Source organism: Methylobacterium indicum (genome assembly GCF_001043895.1).
Classification (GTDB): Bacteria; Pseudomonadota; Alphaproteobacteria; order Rhizobiales; family Beijerinckiaceae; genus Methylobacterium; species Methylobacterium indicum.
Genome location: NZ_JTHF01000187.1, coordinates 1 through 19,247, shown reverse-complemented (window position 1 = coordinate 19,247; position 19,247 = coordinate 1). Strand labels below are relative to the sequence as shown.

The 19,247-nt window shown below is 66.6% G+C and carries 14 protein-coding genes and 5 pseudogenes; 6 read left to right on the top strand and 13 right to left on the bottom strand.

Annotated features, from left to right (window positions below):
• Positions 1-371: 371 nt before the first annotated feature.
• Positions 372-1,436 (bottom strand): annotated as a pseudogene (locus QR78_RS21715) (IS630 family transposase); the annotation flags it as partial.
• Between the two features lie 583 nt (positions 1,437-2,019).
• On the opposite strand from QR78_RS21715, the gene QR78_RS34305 reads away from it, so the two are divergent.
• Positions 2,020-2,199, top strand: a complete 180-nt coding sequence (locus QR78_RS34305; protein WP_125900839.1) for a hypothetical protein — start codon at positions 2,020-2,022, stop codon at positions 2,197-2,199.
• 199 nt (positions 2,200-2,398) lie between these two features.
• On the opposite strand, the pseudogene QR78_RS33100 reads toward QR78_RS34305, so the two are convergent.
• Together QR78_RS33100 and QR78_RS33095 are read right to left on the bottom strand one after the other, a co-directional pair.
• A pseudogene (locus QR78_RS33100) lies at positions 2,399-2,701 on the bottom strand (IS701 family transposase); the annotation flags it as partial.
• Positions 2,702-2,896: 195 nt separating this feature from the next.
• Positions 2,897-3,103: pseudogene (locus QR78_RS33095) on the bottom strand (LexA family protein); the annotation flags it as partial.
• 711 nt (positions 3,104-3,814) lie between these two features.
• On the opposite strand from QR78_RS33095, the gene QR78_RS21705 reads away from it, so the two are divergent.
• The 3 genes from QR78_RS21705 (at position 3,815) to QR78_RS21695 (ending at position 8,714) form a co-directional block, all read left to right on the top strand.
• On the top strand, positions 3,815-5,455 hold the full coding sequence (locus QR78_RS21705; protein ID WP_089504081.1) for an HlyD family secretion protein: 1,641 nt from the start codon (positions 3,815-3,817) through the stop codon (positions 5,453-5,455).
• A gap of 65 nt (positions 5,456-5,520) precedes the next feature.
• Positions 5,521-6,759: a hypothetical protein gene (locus QR78_RS21700; protein ID WP_425284125.1), complete on the top strand. Its 1,239-nt coding sequence runs from the start codon at positions 5,521-5,523 to the stop codon at positions 6,757-6,759.
• Between the two features lie 5 nt (positions 6,760-6,764).
• Complete coding sequence (locus QR78_RS21695; protein WP_048429660.1) at positions 6,765-8,714, top strand: glycosyltransferase family 2 protein; 1,950 nt, start codon at positions 6,765-6,767, stop codon at positions 8,712-8,714.
• 406 nt (positions 8,715-9,120) lie between these two features.
• On the opposite strand, the gene QR78_RS21690 is transcribed toward QR78_RS21695, so the two are convergent.
• On the bottom strand, positions 9,121-9,363 hold the full coding sequence (locus QR78_RS21690) for a hypothetical protein (RefSeq protein ID WP_048429659.1): 243 nt from the start codon (positions 9,361-9,363) through the stop codon (positions 9,121-9,123).
• Entirely contained in the window at positions 9,360-9,659 is a 300-nt protein-coding gene (locus QR78_RS21685) for a hypothetical protein (RefSeq protein WP_048429658.1), read from the bottom strand. Before QR78_RS21685 ends, QR78_RS21690 begins: the two co-directional genes overlap by 4 nt.
• A gap of 235 nt (positions 9,660-9,894) precedes the next feature.
• Here QR78_RS21685 and QR78_RS33090 point away from each other — a divergent pair.
• Positions 9,895-10,248, top strand: a pseudogene (locus QR78_RS33090) (IS30 family transposase); the annotation flags it as partial.
• A gap of 28 nt (positions 10,249-10,276) precedes the next feature.
• A pseudogene (locus tag QR78_RS21675) lies at positions 10,277-10,555 on the top strand (integrase core domain-containing protein); the annotation flags it as partial.
• A 168-nt stretch (positions 10,556-10,723) separates the two neighbouring features.
• On the opposite strand, the gene QR78_RS21670 reads toward QR78_RS21675, so the two are convergent.
• The 8 genes from QR78_RS21670 to QR78_RS21635 all read right to left on the bottom strand — a co-directional run bounded on the left by QR78_RS21670 (position 10,724) and on the right by QR78_RS21635 (position 19,068).
• Complete coding sequence (locus tag QR78_RS21670; protein ID WP_048429656.1) at positions 10,724-11,827, bottom strand: substrate-binding domain-containing protein; 1,104 nt, start codon at positions 11,825-11,827, stop codon at positions 10,724-10,726.
• Between the two features lie 83 nt (positions 11,828-11,910).
• Entirely contained in the window at positions 11,911-12,900 is a 990-nt protein-coding gene (locus tag QR78_RS21665) for an ABC transporter permease (RefSeq protein ID WP_048429655.1), read from the bottom strand.
• Positions 12,901-12,920: 20 nt separating this feature from the next.
• The gene (locus tag QR78_RS21660; protein ID WP_048429654.1) at positions 12,921-13,892 is read right to left on the bottom strand and encodes an ABC transporter permease; all 972 of its coding nucleotides are present in this window, start codon (positions 13,890-13,892) and stop codon (positions 12,921-12,923) included.
• Positions 13,889-15,391, bottom strand: coding sequence for a sugar ABC transporter ATP-binding protein (locus QR78_RS21655; protein WP_048429695.1), 1,503 nt, complete (start codon positions 15,389-15,391; stop codon positions 13,889-13,891). Before QR78_RS21655 ends, QR78_RS21660 begins: the two co-directional genes overlap by 4 nt.
• 167 nt (positions 15,392-15,558) lie before the next feature.
• A complete protein-coding gene (locus QR78_RS21650; protein WP_082172037.1) occupies positions 15,559-16,428 on the bottom strand; it encodes an amidohydrolase family protein in 870 nt (289 codons plus the stop codon).
• Positions 16,425-16,847 carry an RbsD/FucU family protein gene (locus QR78_RS21645; RefSeq protein WP_048429653.1) on the bottom strand — a complete coding sequence of 141 codons (423 nt, stop codon included), beginning with the start codon at positions 16,845-16,847 and terminating at the stop codon, positions 16,425-16,427. The genes QR78_RS21650 and QR78_RS21645 overlap by 4 nt, the downstream gene beginning before the upstream one ends.
• 331 nt (positions 16,848-17,178) lie before the next feature.
• Positions 17,179-18,207, bottom strand: a complete 1,029-nt coding sequence (locus QR78_RS21640) for an aldo/keto reductase (protein WP_048429652.1) — start codon at positions 18,205-18,207, stop codon at positions 17,179-17,181.
• A 30-nt stretch (positions 18,208-18,237) separates the two neighbouring features.
• Positions 18,238-19,068 carry an ABC transporter permease gene (locus tag QR78_RS21635; protein WP_280140386.1) on the bottom strand — a complete coding sequence of 277 codons (831 nt, stop codon included), beginning with the start codon at positions 19,066-19,068 and terminating at the stop codon, positions 18,238-18,240.
• Positions 19,069-19,247: the final 179 nt, after the last annotated feature.

The following is a 19,247-nucleotide window of genomic DNA, read 5'->3' as shown; positions in this document are numbered from 1 at the left end:
CCGACGTATCGACGAGCTAAGGGTGGGGGCGGGCGGGCTTGCGGACTTGGGGGATGCCTGGCACAGCGCCTCGGGCATTGAGGGAGCGGCATTGTAGACCATGCGCAACGGTGTACGCGGCACCGACGCGGGTGGGGCTTGCAACCATCGCCGAGCACCTCCGCCGGGCGGACAAGGAGGCCTCGGACGACCAGCGTGCCCGGCTGAGGCTCGACCTACACACCGATGTTGAGGGCACCGACAGACCAGCACCGCATCCGTGCGTCAGCCGGATCTCCTGCTCGGCGCTGCCGGTCGCATACCCGAGGCGGGTAGTGTCCTGCGTCTGAAGTTCGTGGCAAAGGCGTTGTCTCTGGCTGAGCTTCGAGTGCTCTCAGGCAGAAGCGCTTGACGCTGGCGAGGGTGGTGTCGGCCGACTTCATCCACCGGAACGGTTTCGGATCGGCATTCGTGGCCTCGATAAAGGCGCGAATGTCGCGTTCGAGTTCGTCCACCGAGCAATGAACGCCTCGCCGGATCGCCCGCTCCGTCAGCAGACCGAACCATCGCTCGACCTGGTTGATCCATGAAGCAGAGGTCGGCATGAAGTGCACGTGATAATGCGGGCGCGTGGCTAACCAATCGCGCATCAACTTGATCTTGTGCGTCGCCGAGTTGTCGAGCACCAGATGCACGTCGAGGTCGGCCGGCACCGCCGCCTCGATCTCGTCCAGGAAGCGGCGGAACTCGCTGGCGCGGTGACGTGGATAGCCTTGCCCGATCACGGTCCCGGCCCTGACATCGAGAGCGGCAAACAAGCTGGTGGTGCTATGTCTGGCACGGTCGTGCGTGCGCCGCTCCACCTGTCCGGGCCGGAGCGGCAGCAGCGGCTGCGTGCGATCGAGCGCCTGAACCTGGGACTTCTCGTCCACGCAGAGAACCAGGGCACGGGCGGGCGGAGCCAGATAGAGCCCCACGATATCGCGCACCTTCTCGGCAAACAGCGGATCGGTCGAGAGCTTGAAGGTCTCGGACCGGTGCGGCTGCAGGCCGAACGCGCGCCATACCCGCCCGACCGTCGCGCCCGACACCCCGCTGGCCTTGGCCATGCTGCGCTGGCTCCAGTGAGTGGCACCCTGCGGTCGCTCGCAGAGCGTGCGGTCAATCAACTCGGCAACCTGCTCGTCGCCGATCCGGCGCGGGGCTCCCGAGCGAGGTTCATCCAGCAGGCCATCCGTGCGTTCGCGGGCAAACCGTTCGCGCCACTTGCCGACCGTGTGCTTGCCGGTGCTCAGTTCCGCCGCGATGGCCGTATTGCTCCGTCCATCAGAAGCTAGAAGCACGATGCGGGCTTGCAGGGCGAGCCCCTGGGCTGTCTTGCGGCGGCGGGCTCAGCTCTCAAGCTCAGTTCGTTCCTCGGCGCTCAGGTCAAGAGATGTGGGTACACGGTAGGCCATCCGGCGCCTCCCAGCAGACCCACACTTTGCCACAAACTTCAGACGCAGGACACTAGGGATATATTTGCATGACAGATAATTGTAGGAATATTATTGCAAGGAGCCTTCGATGCGCCTGAGGAGAACCATGGCAGCAGCGAGCACGAACAAGGCGAGCGCAGACGAGACGGCGGCCTCATAATTGAGGGCCAGTCTGCGTTGGCGGTCGCTGAAGCTCAGGATGCGCTTAATCACACAGCACTTCGGATGCACGGTAAACTCGGTCTGCCCATTCTCGGGTTCGACGATCTCGACCCTGATCGCCGTAGTCGTGCCGCGCAGGCCATCGCTGAGATGGATGACCTGCAGCGGGCGCGGACGGGCGCAGCTTGGACCCTCCCGTCGAACCTCGCTCCGGGCGACAGAGGGCTTCGATCAATCGTCCAACTGCGAAGATTGGCTGAACTTTCTAGACTGAGCAAATCAATCGCGATCGAGATAATTGCCGGTGATGGGCACGTATGGCGGGGAGAGGTTCGTCGATAATTTTTGAAACCACTCGCACACATGGAAGTTGATGCCCGTCAGTCGCGAGCGGGATCCAATGTCGAGCGCCAACTCAAGCTTCACCGAAGCCAACGTCCCTACTCGCAACTTCGGTAGTGAGCACGATCCCGTTCTTGACGGCGTCACTCGTGGTCTCGAGGCGCTTTTTCCGCTTGTCCAACAGCATACGAGCTGGGGCGATGATCCAGAAGTGATGCAGGACAATCATGAAGAGTAGCGCTTCATACGCCAGCGAACGTGTACGATTTTTAGCTAATCGATTGCGCGCAACCATCATAAGGGTGCGGCGTCTCACTGATCCCCCCGTTCGGTGAGGCCGGCGGGTAGAACCTTACCACCCCCTAGCATTACGGTTGCATGTTCTTCTTGATGTGAGCTTGACGAGCGGCGGCTTGGTGAGCGCGCTGCTAGGCTGATCAGGCGATCACGAGAGCCGGTTCAATGCGCCGCTGGGCGAGCCGGTTCGCGACTCGCTGGATCACCTGCAGCGACCAGGGCACGGGCGAGCTTGGCTCTTCGCTCGGTTTTGGGGTCGGGCCATTGGCCCGCTGGCGCACCCGCGCCAACACCGCGAAGGCCAGCATCACCAGGCTGACGTGCCGGTGCCAGCCATGCCAGGAGCGGGTCTCGTTGTGGTCCAGACCCAATTCGGTCTTGCCGGTCTCGAACGCTTACTCGATCGCCCAGCGCCGCTCCTCGACCTGAACCAGGGTGTGGAGTGTGGATCGACATCGAAGTGGGACCCCGGACTGGATCACGAGTAAACTATTTAAGCAATATTGGAAATCTCTCTCAAGGTGGGGTCCCGATCAGCGCCGACAGGGACCCCCGCTTGAAGCCGTTTTTCTGGGATATAAACAATAGTTTAGGCATAATTCCTGGTAGGGGCCCGCTTCAGTGCTGATACACAGTTCACCGGCGCCCTTCATCGACGATCCGCGCACCCGCCAGATGAAGGTGGCGGGCGGGTTGGGCACGAGCCAGCGCGGTAGCTCGAGCGCGCCTTCGATGAAATCCTCGGCAGGGCTCGGGAACCCGGCGCAGAGCGTCGGGAGCATGAACGGGATCCGCACGAGCCCGCCTTCGTCCGCCGCCTCCGCACCAACCCGATAGAGACTCACGCGCCCTCCGTTTTAGAACAGAAAGAGAACAAACAGGCCGGTGGTTCCCGGTCAAGGCCGAGCTTCGAGCCTGCGCGATGCGGACTCTGCATGGCTGGTTCGTATGGAGCCCCCGCCCATCTTCGGGTAGCAGCTCTCGTGCTTGTCGACCGGATCGGTGTATCGCACCACCGCTTCACTTGTCACGGACAGGCATTATGCCGCACGGCGAGGCGCATCGGGCGCCATTAGTCGCGCTCACCTTGCTCACTGAGGCTTGGAAGGCTGTAAGCCAAATTTTTACTCTACACTTTGGCGCATTATATTATGCTACCAAGCGATCTCTGACGAAGATTCGTGGACGGTGTCAGTGCTGCAATCGATGCCGTCACGTCAAGTCTTCGAGCTAACGATGGCCGGCTAGCGACTTCCGTCATCCCGGTCGCCCGTTTTCAGCCACATTTTCGATTTTGCTGCAGTGCGCATAAACTATTAAAAGTCTCTTAAATTACAGTTGCAAATCTATAAAAAACACAACGGCAAAACCGTTCCATCACGTCGACGTGAAATAATTTGCAACATCGTCCGAGAAGACAAAAGATCAAAAAAAAATTGATCAATTTTTGCAGCGCGATATGTCAGTAGCAATCGCATCAACGAGAGGCCTGGCTCCGCATCCAGACTGCTCGCCGTCGTCGATGCTCAACGGCAACTCCTCGATCGGAGGTCCCGGTGACCCAATCGTCTTCCAGCCAGCGCCCGCAGACGCCGCATCGGCACCGCGGCCTCGTCCGGCTCTCAAGCGTCAGCCTGGCCTCGGTGCTCGCCTTGCTCATCGGGACATCGGTCCTTCCGCCGCTCGTGGCCGACCAATCGGACCGTGCAGTCATCAATGCTCCGGTGATGTTGCTGACCGCCCCGATCTCGGGCGACATCGCCGCGATCCCAGTGAAAGCCGGTGACGGCGTGGCGCCGGGTGCGCTTTTGGCCCGCATCGCCAACCCACTGGTCGACCGCACGACCGCGATCCAACTCGACAGCAAGGTGACCGATCTGCGTGAGCGGGCACTCTCCGCTGAGCGCAAGCGCCTGTCGAACCTCGCCTATCTTGAAAATCTCGATAGCTCGATCAGGCTCCAGTCGGACGGCATCGCCCAGATGTTCCGCTCCGAGATCGAGGGGCTGAAGGCGAAGATCGCCTCGGCCGAGGCTACGGCCGAGGAGAAGAAGGTCCTGATGGACCGCCAGATCAACATGGTATCGCGAAACGTCGCCAGCCCCGACATGGTCAAATCGACGTCGCAGGCCTACAACGCGGCGCAGCAGGAACAGAAGGCGGCTGAAGCCAAGCTCCTGCAGAAAACGACCCAGCTCGAGGGCTTGAGCCGCAAGGTCTATGCCGGCGAGGATCTCAGCGGCCTTGCCGACATCACCCAAAAGCGTATGGCGATCTTCTACGACGCGCAGCGCCTGCAAATCGAAGAAATAGAGCTGAAAGCAGCGCTGAGCGAGCAGCAGCGCCTGCTCGCGCGTGAGAACACCCGCATCGACAGCCTGTCGGCCACGGAGATCCGCGCCCCGGGCGGCGGCTTCGTGTTCAATGTCGGAGCCAGCGTCGGCCGCCACGTCACCGCAGGCGACAGCCTCGCCGCTCTCGTTGATTGCGAGCAGAGCTTCGTCGTCGCGATCTTCTCCTACCGCCAGGGCCAGAACCTGCAGGTCGGCAGCCGCGTCACGATTGACGGCGAGGGAAGTGGGCCGCGGCCCGGCACCGTGACGGAAATCTTGCCAAAGACCAGCGACAAGGCTGACGCCACCTACGCGGTGCCGTTCCCCCAGACCGAGCGGCGCGAACTCTACGTCTTGATCAAGCCCGACCCGGCGACCCTCGGGGCGACCGGCAGCGTGTCCCCGACCAACAGCTGCGGTGTCGGCCGCTGGGTCAGCGTGTCCCGTGAGGCGGGCTGGGTACCCTCGACCTCGATGCTGTGGCGTTCGCTCGGCGACCACGCTGCCACGTTTACTACCCAGGCTGGTACCGTCGTGATGGCGGCGTTGAAGCGCTTCACCGCCGAACCCGCGGTGGCGGCGGACGAGCCTGCTACGTCAGCCCAGCAGCAGGCCGGCACGCCCGCGCCGCAGCCTGTCGCCATTCCTGCAGCCTCTCCGGTTCCGCTATCCATCACCCCTCCCGCCCCGCAGCCGGCCCAGGCAAAGGCGCCGGTGGCCGAGCCCGAGACGACTGCCACGACGGCACCGGTCCAGAGCCTGCGCGCCTACACGGTGCCGCTGCCGCCCCAGCGTCCGCAGGAATTTACGCCAGACGTAGCTGAGCCGAAGAGGGCACGGCGCGACCTGAGGGCCGAGCGCTGATGGCGCCGTGGGCGAGGGCCCTTCCCGCCATCTTCGCCGTCCTCTTGGGCGGCCTCGGGGCAATCATGGGGGCCCAGCCGGCATGGGCCGCTCCCGGGTCGTGCGGGGCGGTCGCCGCCGCCCTCGACGCCGCGGCACCGGAGGGTGGAGCGACCTTCGTGGCAAGCTACGGGCCTGGCCCGGGTGAAGCGCAAGCACCGCTTCCACTCCGCAACACCGCCTTCGCATACGACAACGCGCTTGCGGCGATCGCGCTGACCGCATGTGGCGATACTGCCCGCGCCCGCCGGATCGGCGACGCTTTCCTGGTTGCGCTGGCTTCAGACCGCAGCTTCGCAGACGGGCGGGTGCGCAATGCCTACCGGGCCGGGCCGGTGACGGAGCGCCCGGTGCTGCTGCCGGGCTGGTGGGACGCCGGGCGCAAGCAGTGGTCCGAGGACCGCTACCAGGTCGGCACCGCCACGGGTAATGTCGCTTGGGTAGGCCTCGCGTTGATGACCCTGCACGACGCCACCGGCGCGGCGCCCTACCGCGCCGGCGCGGTTCGGCTCCTGAATTGGATTACCGCCAACGCCGCCGCACACGCCAGATCCACGGCTGGCTTCACCGGCGGCCGGGACGGCTACGACCCCGACCAGGCACCGCTGCCCTGGACCTCAACCGAGCATAACCTCGACGTCGTGGCGCTCGGCACCTGGCTGGGTCCCGACGGCGCAGAGGCGGCGCGCACGGCCCGTACGTTCGTCGACGCCGCATTCGATCCTTCCTCTGGCTGCTTCCGGATGGGGACATCGCCGGAGGGCCGGATGCGCGACACAGCCAAACTTGCCCTCGACACCCAACTCTGGCCGCAACTCGCAGTGGCTGAGCCGCCGGCCGCCTGGCAGCGGGCGCTCGCCTGCGCCGAGGCGCGCCTCGGCGTGTTGGGCGGATTCGACTTCAACGACGATCGCGATGGTCTCTGGGTCGAGGGCACGGCGCAGGCGGCCCTCGCCTACCGGACGGTCGGCGAGCGCGAGCGTGGCCGGGCACTGCTCGCCACATCGATGCAGGAGCGGGCGCCCTCCGGCCTGCTCTATGCCACTCGCGAGGCGCAGATCACAACCGGTTTGACAATCGGCCCAACCAGCAGCCACGGCGACTTCCTATACTACCGCCGTCCGCATCTCGGCGCCACGGCCTGGGCCGTCCTTGCTGAGGCAGGCTGGAACCCGTTCGATGGCAAAATCATCCCGGATTCTGACGGTAAGATTTCGCCGGCAAGATTTCGCCAGCAAGGCCCCGCCAGCCAGCCCCTGAGGTAGCGCACATGTTCAGCACTCCCGGCGATGTATCGACGGTGCTCGCCCTCAACCTTGCGGTCGTGCTGGCGCTCTATGCGCTGCCGCAATTGTTAGCGCCGCAGCGTGCCTACGACCGGATTCTCTTCGGCGGGCTCACCGCCGTGCTCGTCGTCACCTACGTCATATGGCGCTGGACCGATACCCTGCCGCCCCTCGAGCCGACCGCCGAGGCCCTGTGGCCCTACCTATTTTTCACCTTCGAGGCAGTGGCGATCACCTACACGCTGATGTCGATCGCGATCCTGATGCGCTACAAGGACCGCTCGGCGGAGGCTGACGCAGCGCAAAGCCGCCACGCCGCTGCGAACGACTGGCCGGCGGTCGACGTCTTCATTTGCACCTACAACGAGCCGCTCGACGTGCTCGAGAAGTCGATCCTGCCGGCGCTCGCAATCGAGTATCCGCACAAGACCGTGTGGGTGCTGGACGATACGCGGCGCGACTGGCTGCGTGACTACTGCGAACAGGTTGGCGCGCGTTACCTACGCCGTCCCGACAATAAGGCCGCTAAGGCGGGTAATCTCAACAACGGCCTGCGGGCGACCGCGGCCGAGACCAACGCCCCCTTGATCCTGGTACTCGACGCCGATTTCGCGCCGCAGCCCGACATTCTCACGCGGATGGTCGGTCTGTTCGATGATCCCCGCGCTGCAGTGGTGCAAACCCCGCAATTCTTCTTCAATGCCGATCCGATCCAGCATAACCTCTCGACCTCCGAAAGCTGGGTCGACGACCAGCGCATCTTCTTCGATGTGTTCCAGCCGGCCAAAGATGCCTGGGGCTGCTCATTCTGCGTTGGTACCTCGTTCCTGGTTCGCCGCGACCGGCTGAACGAAATCGGCGGCTTCCCGGACGCGGCGATCTGCGAGGACCTGAACCTTTCCTGCGGCATGATGAGGGCGGGCTATCACACCCACTGGCTCAACGAGCGCCTCAGCATGGGCTTGTCGGCGGAAGGGCTGCCGGAATACATCACTCAACGCACCCGTTGGTGCCTCGGCACGATGCAGGTGGCACTCCTGCGCTCTGGACCGCTGCTCGGTTCGGGCTACAGCTTGGTACAGCGCCTGCACTTCATCCACGGCGTTCTCAACTGGCTGTGCAAGCCATTCATCGTGTTGATGTTGATCGCACCCTCGGTCTACTGGTTCGCCGGGTTGCCGGCCTTCCAGGCGGATTACCTATCGTTCCTGCGCTTCGGCATGCCGATGCTGCTGGCCGTCTGGGCCTATAATGGCTGGATCTCAGGCTCGCGCACCCTGCCGCTGTTCATGGAGGTCACCCATACCATGACGGCGCTACCGATCACTATGACCCTGGCGGTGGCCGCCGTGAAGCCGTTCGGCCGGCCGTTCAAAGTGACCGACAAAGGCGGTGACCGCTCGCAAATGATGGTGCGATGGCGCCTCGCCGCATTGTTCGGCGGCTTCTCTCTGCTCTCAGCCTTCAGCATCGTGTGGGCTTTCTTGGCGCCGGACGCGGCGGCCGAGGTGTCCTCGATGGACTACTTTAATTTAGTTTGGGCTGGCGTCGCAATGGTGCTGACCTTCGTGGCTTTTCTGGTCTGCTTCGAGTATCCGCGCACTAATTTACTCTTCTCCTGCGAGCTAGACGCAACGATGGAAATGGGTGGTCGGTCGGTCCCGGCGCTGGTTACCCACCTATCGACCGACCGTGCCACTGTCGGCCCAGAACTGCCAGTGCCCCAAGGCGGTGCGATACTCCACCTTCCGGGCATCGGCGCGGTGCAGGCCTCGCCCCTCGGCGACGGGTTGGTGCAGCTCGAACCGGACTTCGCCCAGCGCCGCGCTCTGGTGCTGATGCTCTACGGCACCCCGCGGGACACGATCGCCCGCCAGGCCCGCATGGCGGGGGCGATGGCCGGGCTGGTGCGGCGTGGGTTCGGGCTATCGTGAGATCCCATACGCGGGGGCGTCGTTACACGATCGCCGGGGTGCGGGACCTATGGCCAGCGAGTGATACGATCTCCAGCCGGTTCCGGTTGAACATCACGACATTCGCCCGCGCGACGAGGGAGACAAGCCGATATCTGAATTGCCGAGCGACAGACCAGATGTCGCATGAGCCCTGTCTTCGTCCGGGACAGGCCAACGGTTGGGATGAAGCCCGGACGTGAAAAGGCCCCGCTCGGCGCTGCCGGCGGGGCTGAAGGCGTGGTCTCGGGTTCAATGAGATCGAACGATTAACGGGATGGGGGTGGAGGAGGTTCCGGCTGATCAGGCGTGGCCGTGGTGGCGAACCTGCTCCTGGTCGATGGTGCGGAGCAGGTCGATCTGAGCTGGCAGCTGTTTCGAACAGTCCTCAGCGTCGGTCCCGCGCGAGTGCCGCCTCGATCGCGGCGGCGAGATCGACCTCCGCCATCCCTCGCCAGTCCTTGGCCAGCGACAGCCGCACTGAATGCGCGCCGCCTGATGGCGTGCACACCACGGCCCGGCATCCCTCGCCGGCGAGCTTCTCCTTCGCGGCCTCCGGCATGTCGGCGAGCGCCTCGATGGAGGTCCAGGCGGTGCCGTCCTGAGTGGTCACGTCGCGCTGTTCGCTCATGGTGTCGGTGTCGCTCCTATGAGAGTGAGGGCGGCCTGCGCGAGGAGGCGCGCCACGGTGCTGGGATCGGCATAGGCGAGGTGGATCCGCACCAGCGGGCGCCCGCGCGCGGCCTGAGCCATCGCGAAGGTTCGTGGCTCTGCCGCGACAAGCACGTCCCGGTCGTCCTTCTCGATCGGAACCACCAATGACACCCCATCCTCCGCCAGCCAGGCGAGCCGTCGCTGGCCGCTTCTGAAGACCGGCCCTGAGGCCATCGCGTGCTTCGTGACACTCGGCAGGGTGCTGGCTGCCAAGCGGGTAACCTCGAACCAGACCGAGGGTTTCCGAGATGGTGCTCACGGGGCGAGGGATTACGTCTCCTCATCCCCCCTCACCGCCGGCTGACGGGACCTGGGCCAGCCGGAGGATGTTGCCTCCCGATCCTGAAGGGAGTCGCGGCAGTTTCAAGTGGTCGTCGCAACGGCTTTGGCGGAGGGCGGTTGTGATGGCACGTCGGCGGCGTTCGGACCGGTGTCTTCGAGAGAGGCTGCGATCACCGGCACGATCGCGCGCTTGCCGGAGCATCTGCGGCGCTCATTGACCTGGGACCAGGGGTCCGAGATGGCCGAGCATGCGCGCTTACGGATCGACGCGGATCTGCAGGTGTACTTCTGTGATCCACGCTCACCGTGGCAGCGGGGGGCAAACGAGTACACGAACAAGTTGTGACGGCAGTAATTCCCAAGAGGAGCGGATCTGAACGCTCACAGCGTGGAGGGTCTTACTGCCGTGGCCGCACCCATCAACAGCAGACCGCGCAAAACGCTGAACTGCAAGACGCCAGCAGAAGCAATCGACGCTGTTCTCGTAGCCATGCAAGATGGTGTTGCAACGACCGCTTGAAACTAAGAAGTACTCGGCTCTAAGGTAGACAGAGCGCCTGGTCGGTGCGGGCATCGAGCCGTCGGTCGGCAGCGTCGGCGACTCTTACGACAACGCCTTGGCGGAGACGATCAACGGCTTGTTCTAGGCAGAGGTGATCCACCGATGCGGGCCGTGGCGCTCCTTCGAAGCGGTCGAGTACGCCACCCTGAAATGGGTCGACTGGTACAACCACCGTCGCCTCCTCGCGCCGATCGGCAACGTCCCTCCCGCCGAGGCCGAAGCGCGCTCTCATACCCACGCCGGCGACCAAACCTTGGCCGCCTGACCCAAGACAAACAGCCTCCGAGAAACCCGGGGCGGTTCAGGTCTGGTTCGCCGCTTCACCGCCTTCGTGCGCGCTGCAGGGAAGGGCACGACCGTCGCCGATGATCAGACCGCGGACGCCGCAGCGGACATGCCCGCACTTATCGCCATTGCAGATACAAAGGCGATTTCAGAAATCGAAATCGTTGATGTCGGCCTTCGTGAACACCTTCGGTGCGCCGAGAAGGATCTGGCTTTGGTTGATGATGCTGAGTTCGCCGAGGCGTCCCGCCTTGAAGCTCGTCGCGCCGGGCTTGAGGGTTCCATCCGCAACCGCGCGCAGGGCCAGCCCGGCGGCGTAGCCGAGATCGACGGTGGACCAGAGCACGGTGGACTTGATGCAGCCGCCGTTGATGTAGGGCTTCATCGCGTTGGGCAGCGCCAGCCCCACCACCGCCATCTTGCCGCACAGCTTGTTCTGCTGCACCGCCTCGGAGGCCGCCGGGGTCGCCACGCTGGTCATACCGACGATGCCCTTCAGGCCGTCGCCATACTTGTTGATGAGGGTCTGCGCCTGGTTGAACGACAGGATGTTGTCCTCCTGCGCCTCCACCGTCTCCAGGAACTTCAGCTTCGGGTGGCATTTGGCGGCGTAGGCGCCCATCTCGGTGATCCAGCGCGCCTGGTTGGGCGTGGTGAAGGTCGAGGTGACGATGGCGAAGGAGCCCGTCGCGCCGATCTCCGAGGCGAGTTGGTCGATCAGCGCCTTGGCGACGCCGTTCGGCTCTGCCTCGTTGACGAACCACTGGCGCGCATCGGGCTCGGCATCCGCATCGTAGCCGACGACGTTGATGCCGGCCTTCAGGGCGCGCTTGAGCACGGGCGCGATCGCCACCGGGTCGTTCGCGGCGAACAGGATCCCGTCGACGCCCGAGGTGATGTAGTTGTCGATGAAGGTGACCTGCTCGTCGATGTTCGCCTTGGTCGGGCCGTCGGTGGTGACGGTCATCGATCCCGTCTCCTTGGCGGCCTGCTGGATGCCTGAGGCCGTCGAGGCGAAGTAGCCGACGCCGACGAGCTTCGGGATGTCGACAACGCGCAGGGGCTTGCCGGCGCGGTTGGGCGCCCCGGTCGGCGCGCCGCCGTTATAGGGGCCCGGCGCCACAGTCTTGACCGTGGCGTCGCAGGCGAGGGGGGTTGCGGGCAGGTCGTCGCCCCCGGTCCAGGGCGTCTGCGCCAGAGCGGGCGTGGCGAGAAGGCTGGTGCCGACGAAGAGGGCCAGAAGGCTGCGCATGGCGTTGGTCGCTCCCGAGATTCGTGCCGATGGGTGGTCGTTGGTCGTGGAAGAGGGGCCCGCGCGGGGCCGCATCCCGCGTCTCACTCGCCGTTCCAGCGCTTGAGGACGTTCGAGATCAGGACGGCGACGATCAGCACGGCGCCGATGATGACGACGGTGCCGTCGCCGCGCACGCCCGACAGGGCGAGGCCGTTCTTCAAAACCTGAATCAGGCACAGGCCGAGCAGCGTGCCGGTGACGAAGCCCCGGCCGCCGAAGATCGAGGTGCCGCCGAGGACCACGGCGGTGATGACGTCGAGCTCGATCCCGGTTCCCATGTCCGAGCGCGTGGTCGTTACGCGCGAGACGAAGACCAGGGCGGCCAGACCCGCCATGAAGCCTGAAGCCGCGTAGATCAGAAGCTTCGTGCGCGCGACGGGAAGACCCGAGAAAGCGGCGCCCTGCTCGTTGTTGCCGATGGCGTAGGTGGCGCGGCCGAACGTGGTGCTGCGAAGGACGACGATGCCGACCAGCGCCGCGGCGAGGAGAAGCCAGAGCTGGGTCGGGATCCCCACGATACTGCCCTGTCCGAGCTCGAAGAACCAGGCCGGGTAGCCGCGCACGGACTTCGCCTGGCTGATGCCCTCGGCGAGGCCGCGATAGAGCGCGAGGGTCGCCAGCGTGGCGATCAGCGGCGGCACGCGGAAACGCGTGATGATGAGGCCGTTCACGAGCCCCGCCAGCGTGCCGACGCCGAGGGACAGGGTCATGGCGACGGGCAGCGGCAGTTCGAGATTCTTCCAGAACACGCCGACGAGGACGGCGCACAGGCCCAGGATCGAGCCGACCGACAGGTCGATGCCCCCGGTGATGACGACGAAGGTCATCGCGATCGCGATCAGCCCGACCTCGGTCATCAGCCGCCCCTGGTTGAGGAGGTTGGCGGTGGTGAGGAACCGGTCGTTGGCCAGCGCGAGGAGGGCGAGCGCAGCGAGGAGGATGAGGGCGAGCAGCGTCTCGTGACGCAGCAGGGAGCGGAGAGAGACGGCGCGCGGGGGCATGGCGGGCAAGGCGGGGGAGCGGGGGGACATCGGAGGCAAGGTCCTTCCCTTCAGCCCGCGCGCCCGCGCCGCGCCATGTCGGCGAGGACGGTCGCGAGGATCAGGACGCCCTGGACGGCGCGCAGCCAGTAGGCCGAGACGTTCAGGAAGATCAGCGACGAGCCGATCGCCGAGAACAGGATGGCGGCGAGCGCCGCGCCGGTGACGGTGCCGATCCCCCCGAGGATCGAGACCCCGCCGACGACCGCGGCGGTGATGACCAGCAGTTCGAGCCCGTTCGGCACGGTCGACTGGATCACCTGCAACTGGGTGGCGAAGAGCACGGCGGCCACGCCGGCGATCATCCCGTGGATCGCGAAGACCCCGACGATGGTGCGGTTGCAGGAGATGCCCTCGGCTTCCGCCGCCTCGCGGTTGCCGCCCACCGCGTAGATCGCCCGGCCGAAGCCGGTGTTGCGCAGGAGGAACGCCGCCACCGCGGTCATGATCACCATGAACCAGACCGGAGAGGGGAGGCCGAGGAGGCGGAACTGCGCCAGTTGGTAATCGGGCGGCAGGCCGGAGATCCAGGCCCCTCCGGTCGCCGTGATCAGGCCGCCGCGCAGGATCGACAGGACCGCGAGGGTCGCGATGATCGACGGCACCTTGAGATAGGCGATGACCGCGCCGAGCCCGGCGTTCCACGCCCCGCCGACGAGGACCGGCACCAGCCAGGCCATCCAGACGGGAAAGCCCTTGGTGACGAGGATTCCCGAGATCGTCGCGAGGACGCCGATCAGGGCCCCGACCGACACGTCGATATGGCCGCAGATGATGACCAGCGCCATCCCGATGGCGGCGACGGCGACGTAGGCATTGCCGGAGAAGATCGTGGTCAGGTTGTTGGGCGAGACGAAGCGCGGGTTGATCCAGCCGACCACCGCGACGATCAGCAGGATCGCCGCGAGCAGGACGAGTTCCTGGCTCGCGCCGGGCAGGCGGCGGGGCAGCAGGCGGCGAGGGGCGAGGGCGGAGGTCGTCATGCCGCGTGCCCCGTCATCATGGCGGCGCCGACGGCCTCGGGCGTCGCCTCGGCGCGGTCGAGGATGCCGGCGACGCGGCCGCCGTTCATCACGAGCACCCGGTCGCTCATCCCGAGCACCTCCGGCAACTCGCTCGAGATCATGATGACCGCGAGCCCTTCGGCGGTGAGCTGGTTCATCAGGCGGTAGATCTCCGTCTTGGCGCCGACATCGACGCCGCGGGTCGGCTCGTCGAGGATCAGGATGCGCGGGTCGGTCGCCAGCCACTTGGCGAGGACGACCTTCTGCTGGTTGCCGCCCGAGAGCTGCGCCACCACCTGGCCGGGGCCGCGGGCCCGGATTGCGAAGCGCGCGATGGCCTCCTCGGCGAGCCGCGTCTCGCGGCCCCGCTCGACCATGACGCGGGGGGCCAGCCGGTCGAGGATCGCCATCGAGATGTTCTCGCGGATCGTCTGGGGGCGCACGAGGCCGTGCTGGGCGCGGTCCTCCGGAACGTAGGCGATGCGATGACCGATCGCCGCGCGCACGCTGCCGACCGTCACCGCCGCGCCGCCGATCAGGATCTCGCCGGAGGTCGCCGGCGTGACGCCGAAGATTGTCTGCGCGAGCTCGGTGCGGCCCGAGCCGACGAGACCGGCGATCCCGAGGATCTCGCCCGCCCGCACCCGGAAGGACACGTCCCGCACCTTGCCCGCCCCGAGCCCCCGCACTTCGAGCACCGTCTCGCCGACCGGGCCCGCCTCGCGCGGGAAGAGCCGGTCGATGTCGCGCCCGACCATCATCGAGACCAAGCCCGCTTCCGTCACCGCGCCGGTGGGGCGCGTGGCGATGGTCCGGCCGTCGCGCAGCACGGTGATGCGGTCGGAGATCTCGAAGATCTCGTCCATGCGGTGGCTGACATAGACGATGCCGACGCCCTCTGCCCGTAAGGAGCGCACGACGTCGAGAAGGCGCCGGACGTCGGCCTCCGCCAGCGCCGCCGTCGGCTCGTCCATGATGAGGACGCGGGCATCGCGCGACAGGGCACGGGCGATCTCGACGCGCTGCCGGTTGGCGACCGAGAGGCGGGAGACCGGCTCGTCGACGTCGAGATCGGGACAGTCGAGCCGGTCGAGGATCGCGCGGGCGCGCTCGCGCATCCTCGGCCAGTCGAGAAGGCCGCTCCTGCGCCGCGGGGCGTGGCCGAGGAAGATGTTCTCGGCGACCGTCATCGCGGGAAAGAGCAGGAGTTCCTGATGGACCACCGCGATGCCCGCCGCCTGGGCGGCGGCTGGCCCGGACAGGCGGGTCGGCGCACCGTCGATCTCGACCGTCCCATGGTCGGGTCGATGTGCACCCGACATCAGGCGGATCATGGTCGACTTGCCGGCGCCGTTCTCGCCCATCAGGGCGTGGACCTCGCCGGGGCGCAGGTCGAAGTCGACCCCCCTCAGGACGTGGATCGGCCCGAAGGACTTCTCGATGCCCCGCAGCGCCACGACGGGCGCATCTTCGGCCATCGGCGGCACCTGCGCCGGTGCTGCGCCCGCCGCGAGGCGCGCGACTCCGTTCCCGGCCCCGGCGGGGGGCCCGGTCCTGACCTCAAGACTCATCGGTATCCTCCCCGCGTCGCGACGCCTCGCGCGGAACCGCGTGGCGCCACTGCGCTCAGGTCATTGTTCTATCGTCATCTTTCGCGGCCGACCGGCCGCGGCGGTCCGTCGTCGAGCCCGTAGAAGCGCACCGCGTTGCCGCCGAAGATCTTGGCCATCGCCTCCGGGCCGAAGCGGGTGCCGAGCAGCGCCCGGGCGGCGTGGGCGACCTCGCCGTAGGTCGCAGCCAGCGTCGCCACCGGCCAATCCGAGCCGAACAGCAGACGATCCTCGCCGAAGCACGCCGCGACGTGGTCGACGTAAGGAACGAGATCCGGCAGCGACCACTCCGCCCGCGCCTCGGTGACGAGGCCCGACACCTTGCAGGACACCTCCGGGAACGCCGCCAGGGCCGCGATGTCGGCGCGCCAGGGATCGAGGTCGCCCGCCGCGACCGGGGGCTTGGCCAGGTGGTCGACCACGGCCCGCAAGGCGGGAACCCGGACCAGCGCCTCGGCGACATGCGGCAGGTGGCGCGGAAAGGCGAGGATGTCGAAGGCGAGGCCGCTCTCCGCCACGCGCCGCAGATTGTCGAGCACGCGCGGGCGCAGGATGAAGCGGTCGTCGTCGAGTTCCTGCAGCATCGGGCGCAGGCCCACGAAGAACGGGTTCTTCCGGTAATGCGCCAGGCGCTCCGGGAAGGCGTCGGAGTCCATGTCGAGCCAGCCGACGACCCCGGCGACGAACCCGGTCCGGGCGGCGATCTCAAGCAGGAAGTCGGTCTCGGCCTCGGTCTCGGCCGCCTGGACCAGGATGGTGCGGGCGATGCCGGCCCGGCGCAGCAGGGGCGCGAGGTCGTCCGGCATGAAGTCGCGCAGGAGGGGAGCGACGTGCTCGCCCATCCAGCCGTAATCGCTGCGTGCCACGCGCCAGAAATGCTGGTGGCTGTCGATGGCCTCGCTCACGGGTAGATCACTCCCTTGCGCAGGAGGAAGTTGGCGTAGAGCCGCCGCTCGCCGCTGCGGATCACCGCGTAGGCGTCGCGGGTGCGGCCGTAGAAATCCACCGGAGGCATCTCGGTGATGGTGATCGCCCGGCCCTCGGCGCGGTCGGCGCTGGCCTGGTAGCCGTCGTAGAGCGGCCGGGTCTCGGGCGGGGCCTGCATCACCGCCATCGGGCTCGCGACGAAGTCGTCGAGGGGCAGGAGCGACAGGATCGCGTCGAGCAGCGCCGACGCCGTCGTGCCCGGCATGTCGACGAGGCGTCGGGCGTTGCTCGCCGAGGGGAAGTTGGCATCGGCGACGACGATCTCGTCGCCGTGGCCCATGTCGTCCAGGATGGCAAGGAGTTGCCCGTTGAGCAGCGGGTCGATGGTCTTCAGCATGGCGTCCCCTCTTGCCGGTCTTATGGATGACAACGTCAAATGTCGTAGATTTCGCTAGATATATTGACAAATTATCATGTTATGTCAAGCAAAAATCGATCTTTTTCAAGTTGTATCAAATATTTCTTCAGGGATGACGGGCGCTCGTCGTCATGCCGGGCTCCGCTTGTTCGGCCCCGGGACGACCCGGTGGCTGTCCGGTCCGCCGGAGCAGGTCGGACGGCTCTCTTACGCTTTCCGATTGATCGCTCCGCGATGCGGAAAGCGGCTTCGCTCAGGCGCCGCGCAGCTTGGTAATACGAGGTCCGGACGTGATCGTCCGGACCTCGTATTACACGGCCGGAATCAATCCCTTCTGCTCCAGGCTCCGCCACAGCGCGTCGGGGATCGGCTGCTCGAACCACGCCACGTTCTGCTGCAGCTGGGAGGCGGTCTTGGCGCCGATGACGACGTTGGCGGTCGCCGGATGGCGGTAGGGGAACTGGATCGCGGCGGCCTGAAGAGGCACCTCGAACGCGCCGCATTCCGCCTCCAGCGCCTCGGCCTTGGCCAGGATCTCGGCCGGGGCGTCGACGTAGTTGTACTTCTTGCGGCCCGAGGCCGAGGCGAGGATGCCGGAATTGAACACGCCGCCCATGACCAGGGCGACGTCCCGGGCGAGCGCCTTGGGAAGAAGCGCGTCCGCCGCCGAGCCGTCGAGCAGGGTGTAGCGGCCGGCCAGGAGGCAGACATCGAGGTCGGCCTCCTCCATCGCCTCGAGGATCGTTTCGTTCTCGTTCACGCCGAGGCCGAAGCCGGCGATCAGCCCGGCCGCCCGCAACTCCTCGAGCGCCTGGAAGCCGCCGCCCCTGGTGAGCGCTCCCCAATGATGGTCGTGCGCCTCCCCGTGGGTGACGCGGCCGATGTCGTGGACGAACAGGATGTCGAGCTTCGACAAGCCGGTGCGCTGGCGCGAATCGTCGTAGGAGCGCAGGATCGCGTCATAGGAATAGTCGAAGACTTCCCGGAACGAGAGGCCGTTGTGCCAGCCGGAATCGAACGCGTTGCGCGCCGCCTCCGGCGGCAGCGGCCGGCCGGGCCGGTCGAAGCTCATCAGGCGCCCGACCTTGGTCGAGACGACGAAGCCCCCGGGATCCTCCTCGCGCAGGCGCTCGCCGACGAGGTGCTCCGCGCGCCCGAGCCCGTACATCGGCGCGGTGTCGAAGTGGCGGATGCCCGCCGCGAAGGCCGCGTCGATCGTAGCGCGGGCATCCGCCAGCGCCACCGGCGCGTAGAGGCCGCCGAGCGGCGCGGTGCCGAGGCCGAGCGCCGTCAGTTCGAGGCCGGCCCGCTTGAGCGGGCGCTTGTCCGAAACCTTCATCGATCCGTCTCTCACTGGTATAGGCAGGCCTTACAGGCGGGCGCGGGTCTTGCGGCGGGTCCAGACCACCAGGGCGACGCCGGAGATCAGGAGTGCGGCGCGCACGATCTGGCGCTGCGAATCGGTCCAGCCGAGGAGGGCCGCTCCCGACAGGAGCACCGCGAGTAGGAGGACGCCGACCAGGGTGCCGACCATGTTCGGCTTCCCCATCTTCAGCGCCATGCCGCCGAGCAGCACCGCCGTCAGCCCGTCGATGAAGTAGGACGTGCCGATATAGGGCTGGCCCGAGGACAGGTTGGCGGCGAGCAGCGCGCCGGCTGCCGCCGACAGGGTGCCCGAGAGGACGTAGAGCAGGAACAGGATGCGCCCGGCGCGCACCCCCGCCTCGACCACGGCGCGGCGGTTCTGCTCCATGGCGTAGATGTAGTGGCCGAAGGTGGTCCGGTCCTGCAGGAACCAGGCGGCGGCGTAGAGCGCCGCGACCGCGAGGGCGATGACCGGGACGAGGCCCAGATTGGCGTTGACGACCGGCCCCATGAAGCCGGTGGTCGCCATCGGGATCGAGGTGCCCTTGCCGATCGCCGCCGCGACCGAGCCGGCGAGCCCGCCGGTCGCGATGGTGGTGACGAGGGCCGGTAGCCCTAAACCCGCGACGAGCAGCCCGTTGAGCGCCCCGACGGCCATCCCGGCCGCGAGCGCCGCCAGCACCGCCACCGGCCAACTCACGCCCGCCGAGACGAGGCCGGCGATGATCATGGTCGAGAGGGCGGCGACCGACATGAAGCTGACGTCGATCTCGCCCGCCGCGATGATCCAGGTCAGGCCGAGGAACATCACCGCCGAGATCGAGACGGAGCGCAGGATGTCGGTGAGGTTGCCGGCGCTGGCGAAGCTCGGCCGCAGCCAGGCGAAGCCGACGACGAGGACCGCTAGCAGCAGGAACAGGCCGTAAGCGACGAGGATCCGGCGCAGGTCGAAGGTCTGGGGTGCGGCCGAGCTTCGCCAGCGCCGGCAACCTCACCGACATCCTGCGCTCCGTC

Bases quoted from the DNA above. Each gene is read 5' to 3' on its own strand.
- QR78_RS34305 (WP_125900839.1), top strand. From the start codon at position 2,020: ATGTCGAGCGCCAACTCAAGCTTCACCGAAGCCAACGTCCCTACTCGC.
- QR78_RS21700 (WP_425284125.1), top strand. From the start codon at position 5,521: ATGGGGGCCCAGCCGGCATGGGCCGCTCCCGGGTCGTGCGGGGCGGTC.
- QR78_RS21695 (WP_048429660.1), top strand. From the start codon at position 6,765: ATGTTCAGCACTCCCGGCGATGTATCGACGGTGCTCGCCCTCAACCTT.
- QR78_RS21690 (WP_048429659.1), bottom strand. From the start codon at position 9,363: ATGAGCGAACAGCGCGACGTGACCACTCAGGACGGCACCGCCTGGACC.
- QR78_RS21670 (WP_048429656.1), bottom strand. From the start codon at position 11,827: ATGCGCAGCCTTCTGGCCCTCTTCGTCGGCACCAGCCTTCTCGCCACG.
- QR78_RS21665 (WP_048429655.1), bottom strand. From the start codon at position 12,900: ATGTCCCCCCGCTCCCCCGCCTTGCCCGCCATGCCCCCGCGCGCCGTC.
- QR78_RS21660 (WP_048429654.1), bottom strand. From the start codon at position 13,892: ATGACGACCTCCGCCCTCGCCCCTCGCCGCCTGCTGCCCCGCCGCCTG.
- QR78_RS21655 (WP_048429695.1), bottom strand. From the start codon at position 15,391: ATGGCCGAAGATGCGCCCGTCGTGGCGCTGCGGGGCATCGAGAAGTCC.
- QR78_RS21645 (WP_048429653.1), bottom strand. From the start codon at position 16,847: ATGCTGAAGACCATCGACCCGCTGCTCAACGGGCAACTCCTTGCCATC.
- QR78_RS21640 (WP_048429652.1), bottom strand. From the start codon at position 18,207: ATGAAGGTTTCGGACAAGCGCCCGCTCAAGCGGGCCGGCCTCGAACTG.